Below are 11,584 nucleotides of genomic sequence, written 5' to 3'. Positions count from 1 at the left end.
GTGCCCGGCTCGCCGTGCCGCGCTCGCCGTGCTCAGTGCCAGGGGGTGAGGAGGCAGCGGCCGACCAGCCCCACCCCGGCGTCCAGCCGCTCGGTGAACTCGTCGGCCAGGTCGGGCGCGTCCCGCAGCCCCCACAGCAGCCGGGCCGCCGACCAGGCCGCGTCCCTGGCCCGGGCCAGGGACCAGGTGCCCACCAGATGGGTGAGCGGGTCCGCGATCTGGAGCAGGTCCGGGCCCGGCATCAGGTCCTCGCGGATGCGCTCCTCCAGCAGGACCAGGATCTCGCCGACGCGCTCGAACTCGTCCTCCAGATCCGCCGGGACGCAGCCGAGGGTGTGGCAGGTCTCGACGACGGCGAGCGGCAGGTCGTGGCCGATGTGCGCGTTGATCCCGGCCAGCGCGAACTGGAGCGGGCGCACCCCGGGATGGCGGCGGAACTGGAACAGCGGCCGCCAGCAGGCGGGCGGACGGGTGCCCTCCGCCGCCGCCTCCACGGCGTCGAGGTAGTGCTCGGCGAAGATGCCGCCGAGGGCCCCGGCCGCGCGCCGGTCCGGGAACTCGCCCGCCGCCACCCGGCGCACCAACTCCTCGGTGACCGCGAGGTAGACGCGGTGGAAGACCGCGAGCCCGTCCCCGGCGGGCCAGTCGGCGCCGAGCGCCCGCATCCGCCCGAGGACCGGGTCCGCCGCCGGGCTGGAGGGGGCCGGGCCGGGACCCGGCCGGACCGCGAGCTGTTGCCTGTGCGCCATGGTGGCAGGGTCCCAGCCCGGAGCCGGGCGGCGCGGTGCCGGGCCGTGGCTTCCCCGGAACGGGGGACGCCCGCTCGGACGTCCGGGGCGGGGGAGGGGAGCGTGCCGTGGGCCTTTGGTGAAGTGGCGGGCGCACAGGTCTTGGCAGTGCCATTTCACATTACTATGTTACAGGTCACATCGCGGTTGCTTTCGGCTCGTCAGAAACCGCGCGCACCACGGCACTTCAGGCACAGCCCCCCACTTCCCCCTCCCTCAGCAGGAGCCGCAGGTGTCCCAGCCCAGAGCCGTGCGCACATCCGTCCTCGCCGCCGCCCTCGCGGTGGCCCTCGCCGCCTCCCTGGGGCCGGCCGCCGCCCGGTCCGCGTCCCCGGCCGCCGTCCCCGTCCCCGCGTCCACTGCCGCCCCGGCGCCGGGCTCCGGCGCCACCGACCCGTACGACCGGGCGGAACGCAGAGCCTCCGCCCCGCCCGCCCGGACCGCACAGGCCCCCGCCCCGGGTGACGTGAAGCCCGGCCGGATACCCGGCCCGGCCACGCCCGCCGCGGCCGCCCACACCGCTCCCGCCGCCGGGGTCCCCTGCACCCTGGACGCCGTGACCGCCCTCGGGCCCGAACCCTTCGCCGACTTCCTCACCGACCCGGCCGTCCTCGCCGACGGCTGTCTGCGCGCCCTCCTGTGGACCTGGGACGCCCGGCTCGCCCCCGTCATGAGCGACGCCCATGTCCAGGCCGCCGCCCGCCGCGCCGGGGCCCTCGCGCCGGGCCACGACGGACAGAACTCCGCCCACCTGGAAGAGCTGTTCACCTATCTGCACGCGGTCGTGTACCACGACTTCTCCCGGGACGAGATCGACATCTCCGACCCGCCCACCCTGGCGGCCGTCCGCGGCGCCGTCGACGAACTCGGCGGCGCCGCCCGGACCTTCGACGCCACCGCCGCCAACGCCCGGACCCTGCGCGAAGCCCTCTACACGGCCAGTGCCGCCGGACTGCGCCACCACCAACTCCCGCTCACCGCACGGGTGCTGGCGACCATGGGCCCGGACCGGCCCGCCACCCACCACGACACCGCCTGGGCGGGCGCGGCCCTCGCCGGCCTCTCCCTGAACTACCTCGGCCTCTACCCGGGCAACCAGGACGCCGCCTTCCACGCCGCCGCCGCGGCCGATCCCGGCTACCGCGCCGCGTTCAAGGGTTTCGCCGCCCACACCCACCTCAAGGGCACCGCCAACGCCTGGCTGGTGCGCGACGCCCTCAACGAGTACGGGCGCTTCGGGCAGGTGGCCGGACTGCGGGAGGCCGTCGCCGCCGACCTGGGCGCCCTCCTGGAACCCGTCCGCACGGCCTGGGGCGACGGCAGCGCGCCCTGGGTCTCCCTGGCCTCCTGGCTGAACCACTTCGAGGCGTGCGCGCCGTACGGCGTCTGCCGCGCGGACATCGAGAAGCGCCTGTTCCCGCACACCTACACCTACGACAACGGCGGCGTCCGGGTGCGCACCGCCCTGGACCGGGCCCTCGTCGACAAGCTCCACCACGCGAGCAAGCAGGTGAAGGCGCAGTTCCACCGCGTACTCGGGGCCGACGCGCCCCTGGCCGGCGACCCCCACACCGTGCTGACCGTGGTCCTCTACGCCTCCCGCGCCGACTACGAGAACTACCACCCGCTGCTCACCGGTATGGGCACCGACAACGGCGGCATCTACATCGAACGCGGTGCCACCTTCTACACCTACGAGCGGCGCGTCCCCCAGGACTCCTCCCTCACCCTGGAGGAGCTGTTCCGCCACGAGTACACCCACTACCTCAACGGCCGCTTCGCCGTCCCCGGCTTCTTCGGCGAGGGCCCCTGGTACGAGGGCGACCGGACCACGGCCATGGACGAGGGCACGGCGGAGTTCTTCGCCGGAGCCACCCGTGACGACGGCGTCGCGGTCCGCCGGGCCCTGGTGCGCGGGATCATCGCCGACACGGCGGGCGGCGGGCCCCGGATGAGCGTCGAGCAGATCCTCAACGCCACCTACGACGGCGACGGCTTCCGCTTCTACGACTACGCGGGCACCTTCTTCGCCTACCTGTGGACCAGCCGGCCCACCCTGCTGCGGACCATGTACACGCAGCTGCGGAACGACGACGTTGCCGGGTACGACGCCTGGCGGCGGAGCGCGGGCGCGGACGCCGGTATCCAGCAGGGCTACGACCGCTTCCTGGACGCGCGGATCGCCGAGGTGGACGACCTCTTCGTGCCGGACACCGCGTACACACCGGGCCATCTACTGCGGCACGCCACCGTGGCGGGCGTGCGGGACGCGTTCGCCGGGGCGACGTACACCCGGCCGCAGTGCGCCGGGGACGGTGACCCGGGGCGGCCGAGGTTCGTCTGCGCCGGGCGGATCACGGCCCGGCTGACGGACGGTCACAGCCCGGACCAGGTCTTCCGGGACATGTCGGAGACCGTGGACGCCTTCCTTCTCGACCGGGCGGCCCCGGCGGCGGACAACCTCGCCGACATGACCTGCTCCTTCGGGCCGGTCGACATCTGGCCGGGGCGGGACGGGGGCACCTCCGACTACCGCTGCGAAGGCCCGCTGCGGCACTGAACACCTTTCGCGGGCCGGTCCGTTGCGCCTTGTCACGGCCCGGACCGGCCCTCTGGGCAGACCCGAGGAAATGTGACATGTTACTGCCGTGCCCACGAGACCTCCTCCGGACGCGGGACCCTCTCCGCGCGCGAGACCTTCTCCGGACGCACCCGAGCCCGAGCCCCCGGCGGACCCGGTGAGGTGTGCCCTCGCGCGTTCCGCCCCCGCCCGGGCCGCCGCCGACCCGTCGGACGCCGTGGTGGACGCCGTGGTCGTCGGCGCGGGCGTGGTGGGGGCCGCCTGCGCCCACGGGCTGGCGCGTGCCGGGCTCTCGGTGGCCGTCGTGGACCGCGGCCCGGTCGCGGGCGGCACCACCGGCGCGGGGGAGGGCAACCTCCTCGTCTCCGACAAGGCCCCCGGCCCCGAACTCGACCTCGCCCTCCTCTCCGCCCGGCTCTGGCGCGAACTCGCCGCCGAGACCGGGGACCTCGGCGGCGAGCGCGGGGACCTCGGCGCCGGGCCGGTGGAGTACGAGGCCAAGGGCGGTCTGGTCGTCGCCCCGGACGCCGTCGCGCTGAAGGCCCTGCGCGCCTTCGCGGAGGGCCAGCGGGCGGCCGGGGTGGCGGCGGCCGAGATCGCCGCCGGTGAACTCGGCGCGCTGGAACCGCATCTGGCGCCGGGTCTCGCGGGCGGTGTCCACTACCCGCAGGACGCCCAGGTGCAGCCCGCCCGGGCGGCCGCCCACCTGCTCGCCGCCTCCGGGGCCGCCCTGGTGCTCGGGGAGGAGGTCGTCGCCGTCCTCCGGGACGCCTCGGGCGCGGTCCTGGGCGTCCGCACCGCGCGGCGCACCCTCTCCGCGCCCGTGGTCGTCAACGCGGCCGGTACCTGGGGCGGGCAGCTCGCCGCCCTCGCCGGAGTGACGCTGCCGGTGCTGCCCCGTCGGGGGTTCGTGCTGGTCACCGAGCCCCTGCCGCGCGTGGTCCGGCACAAGGTCTACGCCGCCGACTATGTCGCCGACGTGGCCAGCGGCTCGGCCGCCCTCCAGTCCTCGGCGGTGGTCGAGGGCACCCCGGCCGGGCCGGTCCTCATCGGTGCCACCCGGGAGCGGGTCGGCTTCGACCGGAGCCTGTCCACCGAGGCGCTGCGGCGGCTCGCCGCGCAGGCCACCGCGCTCTTTCCGGTGCTCGGCGGGGTGCGGGCGATGCGCGTCTACCACGGGTTCCGCCCCTATCTGCCCGACCACCTCCCCGCGATCGGGCCCGACCCCCGTGCGCCCGGGCTGTTCCACGCCTGCGGGCACGAGGGCGCGGGCATCGGACTCGCCCCGGCCACGGGTGCGTTGATCGCCGCCGCGGTCACCGGGGCGCTGCCGCCGCTGGACCCGGGGCCGTTCCGTCCGGACCGGGCCTTCCCCGAGGAGGACCACCCGGCGGCCGGTCCGGGCGCCGGGTCCGTGAACCTCCATTCCGTCCGCAGCCGAGAGGGTGACGCCCCATGAGCCCCGTCCCGTTCCCCTTGCCCTTGCCCTTGCCCTTGCCCTTTGCCGGTCGGCGCCGGAGCCCGCGCGCGCTCGTGGGCGGGGCCCCGCGCACGGTGTACGCGATCGAGGTGGACGGGGCCGAGGTGTCCGTCCAGGAGGGCCAGAGCGTGGCCGCGGCCCTGTGGGGGGCCGAAATTCCCGCCTGGCGCACCACTCGTTCCGGCGGTGCGCCCCGGGGGGTTTTCTGCGGCATCGGCACCTGCCACGACTGCCTGGTCACCGTCAACGGCCGCCCCAACCAGCGCGCCTGCCTGGTCCCCGCCCGCCCCGGCGACACCGTCACCACCCAGGAGGGCACGGGCCGTGCCGGTCTCGCCGTCTGAGCCGGGTCCCGGTGCGGGGGAGGCGCGGGGCGTGGAGCCGGCGGTCGTCGGCGCCGGTCCCGGCCCGGGGGAGGCGCGGGACGTGGACCTGGCGGTCGTCGGGGCCGGTCCCGCCGGGCTCGCCGCGGCCGTCACCGCCGCGCGCCTCGGGCTCACCGTCGCCCTCCTCGACGCGGGCGAACGGCCCGGCGGCCAGTACTACCGCCACCCCGCCCCGGCCCTCGGCGCCGCCCGGCCGGAGGCCCTGCACCACCGCTGGCGCGCCTTCGTACGGCGGGACGCGGAGCTGCGCACGGCCACCCGGGCGGGGCGGGCCGTGCACCTGGCCGCCCACCACGTCTGGGCCGTCGTCCGGGACCCGGCCGCCGGCTGGCGGCTGCACGCCGTCGCCGGCACCGGGGCCGAGGAGCGGCCCGCCGCCGTCACCGCGCGGGCGGTCCTGCTGGCCACCGGCGCGTACGAACGCCAACTCCCCTTCCCCGGCTGGACCCTGCCGGGGGTGGTCGGCGCGGGCGGGGCCCAGGCCATGCTCAAGTCCGGGCTGGTGCTGCCCGGCCGCCGGGTGGTCGTCGCGGGCAGCGGCCCGCTGCTGCTCGCCGTCGCCGCCTCCCTGGCCGACGCGGGCGCCCGGGTGCCCGCGGTCGTGGAGGCCGCCTCCTACCGCGGGTACGCCGAGTGCCCCGGCGCCCTGCTGCGGAACCCGGGAAAGCTCGCCGAGGGCGCGGTGTTCGGCGGCGCGCTGCTGCGGTCCGCGACCCGGCTGCTCACCGGGCACGCGGTCACCGAGGCGCACGGCGAGGACGGCCGGGTGGCGGCCGTGACCGTCGCCCGGCTGGCCGGCGACTGGCGGCCCGTCCCGGGCAGCGGCCGGCGCATCCCCTGCGACGCGGTCGCCGTCGGCCACGGCCTGGTCCCCCAGCTGGAGCTGGCCACGGGGCTGGGCTGCGCCACACGGACCGCGCCGGACGGCAGCCCGGCGCTGGTCCTCGGCCCGGGGCAGGAGACCTCGGTGCCCGGGGTGTGGGCGGCGGGGGAGACCGGCGGCATCGGTGGCGCCGAACTCGCCCTGGCCGAAGGGGAACTGGCCGCCTCCGCCGTCGCCCGGGCGCTCACCGGCCGGACCCTGCCCCCGCGCCGCACCGCCGCGCTGGGCCGCCGCCGCGACCGGCTGCGCGCCTTCGCCGCCGCCATGGGCGCGGCCCACCGGCCCGGTCCGGGCTGGACCGGCTGGCTGCGGGACGGCACCGAGGTCTGCCGCTGCGAGGAGGTCCCGGCCGGGGCCGTCCGGGAGGCCGTCACGGAACTGGGCGCCCGCGACGCCCGTACGGTCAAGCTGCTCACCCGGGCCGGGATGGGCTGGTGCCAGGGCCGGATGTGCGGCCCGGCCGTCGCGGCGCTGACCGGCGAGGACCCGGAGCCCGCCCGCCGCCCGCTCTCCTGCCCGGTCCCGCTGGCGCACCTCGCCGCGCTGCCCCGCACCGAGTGAAGCGCGCCGCCGCCGCGCGCCCGCCGTGCCGAGTGGACCGCCGCGCGTCCCCGGCGCGAACCCCCTTTCCCCCGGGGCGTGTTCGCGCTCTTGTCCGCCACCCGCACCCGTCAATAAAATGTCACACCTCACACAAGGGAGCCGCTGATGCCCGCTGCGCACATCCCCGCCCCCGAGCCCACCCCGCTGCCCGGACCCGCCCACGGGGCCCACGGGTGGAGCGCCGAACGCCCCTGGCGGGGGCTGATGGTGGCCACCGCCCTGCCGTTCCGGGCGGACGGGACCGTCGACCACGACGCCTACGCCGAGCACGTCTCCTGGCTGATCGGGAACGGCTGCGACGGGGTCGTCCCCAACGGCTCCCTCGGCGAGTACCAGACCCTCACCGAGGAGGAGCGCGCCCGGGTCGTCGCCACCGCCGTCGCGGCGGCCGGGAGCGGGGCCCGGGTGATGGCCGGGGTCTCCGCGTACGGCAGCGGGGAGGCCCGCCGCTGGGCCGACCGGGCCGCCGGGGCGGGCGCCGGAAGCGTGCTGCTGCTGCCGCCCAACGCCTACCGGGCCGACGCCCGCGCGGTCCGCGCCCACTACGCGGAGGTCGCCGGGGCCGGGCTGCCCGTGGTCGCGTACAACAACCCCGTCGACACCAAGGTGGATCTCACCCCGGAGCTGCTGGCCCGGCTGCACGCGGACGGCAGCGTCGTCGCCGTCAAGGAGTTCAGTGGAGATGTGCGCCGGGCGTACGAGATCGCCGAACTCGCCCCCGGTCTCGACCTGCTGGCCGGCGCGGACGACGTCCTGCTCGAACTGGCCCTGGCGGGCGCGGTCGGCTGGATCGCCGGCTTCCCCAACGCCCTCCCGCGCGTCTGCGCCGACCTCTACCGGGCCGCGCTCGCCCGGGACCTGCGGGCCGCGCTGCCGCTCTACCGGATGCTGCACCCGCTGCTGCGCTGGGACTCCCGGACCGAGTTCGTCCAGGCGATCAAGCTGGCGATGGACGTGGCGGGCCGGCCGGGCGGGACCAGCCGTCCGCCGAGGCCCCCGCTGGACGCGGCCCAGGAGGCCGCCGTGCGCGCGGCGACCGAGAAGGTCCTCGCGGAAGGACTCCGCTGACCATGCGCACCCGTCACATCTACCACGCGGTGGACTCCCACACCGAGGGCATGCCGACCCGGGTGATCACCGGCGGTGTCGGGATCGTCCCCGGCGCCACCATGGCCGAGCGCCGCCGCCACTTCGCCGAGCACCTGGACCATCTGCGCACCCTGCTGATGTACGAGCCGCGCGGGCACTCCGCGATGAGCGGCGCGATCCTCCAGCCTCCCACCCGGCCCGATGCCGACGTGGGCGTGCTCTTCGTGGAGGTGTCCGGGCTGCTGCCCATGTGCGGCCACGGCACCATCGGGGTGGCGACCGTCCTGGTGGAGACCGGGATGGTCCCCGTCACCGAGCCGGTCACCACGGTCCGGCTGGACACCCCCGCCGGGCTGGTCAGCGCCGAGGTCCAGGTGACGGACGGCGCGGCGCGGGCCGTCACCCTCACCAACGTCCCCGCCTTCTGCGCCGGACTCGACCTCAAGGCCGAGGTGCCGGGGTACGGCCGGATCACCTACGACCTGGCCTACGGGGGCAACTTCTACGCCTTCGTGGAACTCGACGCCCTCCGGCTGCCCTTCGACCGGGCGGCCAAGGACGAGCTGCTGGCGGCGGGCCTCGCGGTGATGGAGGCCGTCAACTCCGGCCCCGACCGGCCCGTCCACCCCGCCGACCCGGCCATCTCCGGCCTCAAGCACGTCTATCTGGCCGCGCCCGGCTCGACCGCCCGCCGCTCGCGGCACGCCATGGCCATCCACCCCGGCTGGTTCGACCGCTCGCCGTGCGGCACGGGAACCAGCGCGCGGATGGCCCAGTTGCACGCCCGGGGGCTGCTGCCGCTGCACACCGACTTCGTCAACGAGTCCTTCATCGGCACGGAGTTCACCGGGCGGCTGACCGGCGAGACGGAGGTCGGCGGGGTGCCCGCGGTGGTGCCCCGGGTCACCGGCCGGGCCTGGATCACCGGCACCGCCCAGTACTTCCTGGACCCGGCGGACCCGTTCCCCGCGGGCTTCCTGCTCTGACCGGCCCGGGCCCGGCGGGGAAACGTGACATTGTACGCTGACCCTCCGCCAAGTCCCGGAGGAAACGCGATGGGCGACCTGAAGCACCACGGCCTCATCAGGGCGCAGGAACGCCTGCGCGACCAGGTCGGCCACGCCCTGCGCGCCGCGCTGATCGCGGGCGAACTCCGCCCCGGCCAGGTCTACTCCGCGCCCGGCCTCGCCGCCGACCTGGGCGTCTCCGCCACTCCCGTGCGCGAGGCCATGCTCGACCTCGCCCGGGAGGGCCTGGTCGAGCCGGTCCGCAACAAGGGCTTCCGGATCACCGAGGTCAGCGAACGCGACCTCGACCAGTACACCGAACTCCGCGCGCTGATCGAGGTCCCCACGGTCGGCCGGGTCACCCGCACCGCGACCGCCGGGGAACTGGAGGCGCTGCGCCCGCTCGCCGAGCAGATCGTCACCAGTGCCCGCGAACACGACCTGATCGGCTATCTGGAGGCGGACCGCCGCTTCCACCTCGGCCTGCTCGGCCTCGCGGGCAACGACCGCCTGGTCGAAACCGTCGGCGACCTGCGCAAGCGCTCCCGCCTCTACGGGCTGACCGCCCTGGACGAGGCGGGCAAGCTGGTCTCCTCCGCCGAGGAGCACCTGGAACTCCTGGACCTGATGCTCGCCGGCGACGCGGTGGCGGCCGAGGCGTGCATGCGGCGGCACCTGGGCCATGTGCGCTCCCTCTGGGCGGCCGCCCGCGACGAGCCGCCCTACCGCGTCCCACCCGTGCCCGGCCCGGTCTCGCCGTCCCCCTTGTCGTAGGAGGCCCCCGACCCGGACGCGAGGGTGTCCCGAACCTCCGCCGCCGTGGGCCGATCCGCGGGCCGGTGACTCAGCATCGCGTCCACGACCGTGCCCAGGTCTCCGGCGATCGTCACCGGCCGGTGGGGATTCTCCACGACGGCTCGACGCTGTTCCTCACGGGGAGCGTCGTCGGGGTAGGCGACATGCCGCCACCCCGTAGCGCTGATCAGCAGGGAAGCGCCGAGCGCGTACACGTCGGATTCCCGGGTGGGCCGCGCGGTCCCGTGGGCCAGGACGCTTCGGGCGATCTCCGGAGCCTCGTAGTGGACGAGACAACCCCGGTAGGGGAAGTCCCATCGAGGCGGTACGTAGCCTCCCCTCGCCAGGCCGAGGTCGATCAACGTCGCGCCCGTCGCATCCAGGATCAGGTGCGCGGGTTGCACGTCTCCGTGCACCCACCCCGTTCGGTGCAGATCCGCGAGGGCCGTTGCGGCCGCCACGGCATCAGGACGGTCCGGAGGCGTCGCCCTTCCCGGGCGCCTGCACTCTGCCCACTTGTCGTGCAGGGAGAGCCCTCCGTGCCACGGCTGGATGCTCCACGTGCCTTCGGCCCACTGGCCGTCGTGGACGTCATCCGCTCCGAGACTCCGCAAGATGTGTGCCTCGCGGCTCGGCGCAAGCGCTGTGTGCGCATGGGTCCGGCTGGGGTACCCGATCTTCACCGCACGAGCGCCGGCGTCGGTCTCGATGTACCACACCGTCGACCCCCTGCGGTTCGCCACGAGACGCTTCAGCCTCGGTGCGGCCGTCGCCAGGACCTCACAGGGAAGGTCTTTGGGCTCTGCACGTGTCGTCATAGTCCACTCTCCAGACGCCGCGGAACCGCCCCCCCCACGGGGCAGTCGGCTCCGCGGCTCTCATCTGCCGGACGGAAGTGCTCAGACGGCCCGGTAGTCCCGCCCGCAGTCCGAGTCGCACTGAGCCGCGCTCTCGCCGTTCACGGTCCACAGGTCATCCATGACCATGAAGCCCATCGCCTTCATGGCGTGCGCCGTGGCCCGGACCTCCTCCAGGACGCGGCCCCCGCCGCCGGGGCGGGGGTTGTGTTCCAGGAACCGTCCGGCGTACTTCTGACAGAACTCGCGGTAGTCGGAGGTGTGCAGGATGAACGAGTGGAGCGCTCCGTCCACGTCGTCGCTGGGAACCATCTTGACGGTGGCCGTGCTCACCGTGGCGAGGAACGCCAGTGCCTGGTCCGTCGAGCGCTCGGCCTTCCCCTGGTCGTAGCCGAAGTGATGTGCCGTGAATTCGGCGATGCTGTCGAACAGTTCCGGCGCGACCAGGTCTCGTCCCGTTCGCAGGTCCTTGTGTACGGCGGTCATGTCTGTCACTGCTCTCTTTCGCTGTGATGAGTGCGGAACCCGCCCAGGCCGTCCATCCTTCGCCTGCTTGTCGCGAGGGAGACCAGGACGGGGTGGTTCCCCCGCCTCAGGGCGACGAAATGCCGTAAGGAGACGGCGAATCGGCGCGCTTCTGAGGCGGGGAGTCATGTCGCGGGCAGGCGCAGGGCAGGTAGCCGGACGCAGGTGACACCGTTTCCAGCGGCTCGACTTCCCGCCTGGGCCGGATCTCCTGCTCGTCGCCATTGGGCGTGACCCGGTACACGCGGATCGTCATCACGGCTGCGTCAGCTTCTTCCTGATCCAGTGGGCCAGGGTGAAGACCTCACCGGCCGGTGCGCTCCCCAGGTTCACGAAAGAGCGCCCCTCGGCGGACTCGGAGCCCGCCACGTCGGGGAACGAGACCCCGATGAGCGCCAAGGTCTCCCGTAGCTCGGTTGCCGCGTTCGTGGCGATGGTCTCCTTCGCGTTCCACCTCATGCGCTGCCTCGCCCCGGTTGTCTCCGCCATGGCTGCTCACTCCCTGTTGCCTTCCGATCACTGATGTGCCGCCAGATTGCCGCTCTGTGAACGGCGTCACCAGTGGCACGGGTAGTGGCAAGCTGGGGCAC

Annotated in this window: 12 protein-coding genes; 7 read left to right on the top strand and 5 right to left on the bottom strand. The window is 75.0% G+C overall.

The annotated features are described in order from the left end of the window. Positions 1 to 32 precede the first annotated feature (32 nt). A complete protein-coding gene (locus tag ABZ457_RS08445) occupies positions 33 to 749 on the bottom strand; it encodes a DUF5995 family protein (protein ID WP_359155300.1) in 717 nt (238 codons plus the stop codon). Positions 750 to 1,020: 271 nt separating this feature from the next. Between ABZ457_RS08445 and ABZ457_RS08440 the strand changes: the two genes are divergently transcribed. The 7 genes from ABZ457_RS08440 (at position 1,021) to ABZ457_RS08410 (ending at position 9,591) form a co-directional block, all read left to right on the top strand. Then, entirely contained in the window at positions 1,021 to 3,348 is a 2,328-nt protein-coding gene (locus tag ABZ457_RS08440; protein WP_359155298.1) for a collagenase, read from the top strand. A gap of 250 nt (positions 3,349 to 3,598) precedes the next feature. Further along, positions 3,599 to 4,828: an FAD-dependent oxidoreductase gene (locus ABZ457_RS08435; protein WP_359155385.1), complete on the top strand. Its 1,230-nt coding sequence runs from the start codon at positions 3,599 to 3,601 to the stop codon at positions 4,826 to 4,828. Positions 4,829 to 4,902: 74 nt separating this feature from the next. Further along, complete coding sequence (locus ABZ457_RS08430; RefSeq protein ID WP_359155296.1) at positions 4,903 to 5,193, top strand: (2Fe-2S)-binding protein; 291 nt, start codon at positions 4,903 to 4,905, stop codon at positions 5,191 to 5,193. Between the two features lie 31 nt (positions 5,194 to 5,224). Beyond that, a complete protein-coding gene (locus ABZ457_RS08425) occupies positions 5,225 to 6,679 on the top strand; it encodes an FAD-dependent oxidoreductase (protein ID WP_359155294.1) in 1,455 nt (484 codons plus the stop codon). A 246-nt stretch (positions 6,680 to 6,925) separates the two neighbouring features. Further along, positions 6,926 to 7,789: a dihydrodipicolinate synthase family protein gene (locus ABZ457_RS08420; RefSeq protein WP_359155383.1), complete on the top strand. Its 864-nt coding sequence runs from the start codon at positions 6,926 to 6,928 to the stop codon at positions 7,787 to 7,789. 2 nt (positions 7,790 to 7,791) lie between these two features. Then, positions 7,792 to 8,796, top strand: a complete 1,005-nt coding sequence (locus tag ABZ457_RS08415) for a proline racemase family protein (RefSeq protein WP_359155292.1) — start codon at positions 7,792 to 7,794, stop codon at positions 8,794 to 8,796. A gap of 69 nt (positions 8,797 to 8,865) precedes the next feature. After that, entirely contained in the window at positions 8,866 to 9,591 is a 726-nt protein-coding gene (locus ABZ457_RS08410) for a GntR family transcriptional regulator (RefSeq protein ID WP_359155289.1), read from the top strand. Here ABZ457_RS08410 and ABZ457_RS08405 read toward each other — a convergent pair. From ABZ457_RS08405 to ABZ457_RS08390, 4 genes are all read right to left on the bottom strand, one after another. Further along, positions 9,540 to 10,430, bottom strand: coding sequence for a protein kinase (locus ABZ457_RS08405; RefSeq protein WP_359155287.1), 891 nt, complete (start codon positions 10,428 to 10,430; stop codon positions 9,540 to 9,542). The genes ABZ457_RS08410 and ABZ457_RS08405 overlap by 52 nt on opposite strands. 81 nt (positions 10,431 to 10,511) lie before the next feature. Next, positions 10,512 to 10,955, bottom strand: a complete 444-nt coding sequence (locus tag ABZ457_RS08400; RefSeq protein WP_359155285.1) for a hypothetical protein — start codon at positions 10,953 to 10,955, stop codon at positions 10,512 to 10,514. A gap of 106 nt (positions 10,956 to 11,061) precedes the next feature. Beyond that, positions 11,062 to 11,253: a hypothetical protein gene (locus tag ABZ457_RS08395; RefSeq protein ID WP_359155283.1), complete on the bottom strand. Its 192-nt coding sequence runs from the start codon at positions 11,251 to 11,253 to the stop codon at positions 11,062 to 11,064. After that, a complete protein-coding gene (locus tag ABZ457_RS08390) occupies positions 11,250 to 11,483 on the bottom strand; it encodes a hypothetical protein (RefSeq protein ID WP_359155281.1) in 234 nt (77 codons plus the stop codon). Before ABZ457_RS08390 ends, ABZ457_RS08395 begins: the two co-directional genes overlap by 4 nt. Between the last annotated feature and the right edge of the window lie 101 nt (positions 11,484 to 11,584).

The organism is Streptomyces sp. NPDC005805, from assembly GCF_040630445.1.
Taxonomy (GTDB): Bacteria; Actinomycetota; Actinomycetes; order Streptomycetales; family Streptomycetaceae; genus Streptomyces.
The sequence above is the reverse complement of the archived record's forward strand: the minus strand, read 5'-3'. Positions and strand labels throughout refer to the sequence as shown.

Coding starts and splice junctions, on each gene's coding strand:
- ABZ457_RS08445 (WP_359155300.1), bottom strand. CDS start 749: ATGGCGCACAGGCAACAGCTCGCGGTCCGGCCGGGTCCCGGCCCGGCC.
- ABZ457_RS08420 (WP_359155383.1), top strand. CDS start 6,926: ATGGTGGCCACCGCCCTGCCGTTCCGGGCGGACGGGACCGTCGACCAC.
- ABZ457_RS08415 (WP_359155292.1), top strand. CDS start 7,792: ATGCGCACCCGTCACATCTACCACGCGGTGGACTCCCACACCGAGGGC.
- ABZ457_RS08410 (WP_359155289.1), top strand. CDS start 8,866: ATGGGCGACCTGAAGCACCACGGCCTCATCAGGGCGCAGGAACGCCTG.
- ABZ457_RS08405 (WP_359155287.1), bottom strand. CDS start 10,430: ATGACGACACGTGCAGAGCCCAAAGACCTTCCCTGTGAGGTCCTGGCG.
- ABZ457_RS08400 (WP_359155285.1), bottom strand. CDS start 10,955: ATGACCGCCGTACACAAGGACCTGCGAACGGGACGAGACCTGGTCGCG.
- ABZ457_RS08390 (WP_359155281.1), bottom strand. CDS start 11,483: ATGGCGGAGACAACCGGGGCGAGGCAGCGCATGAGGTGGAACGCGAAG.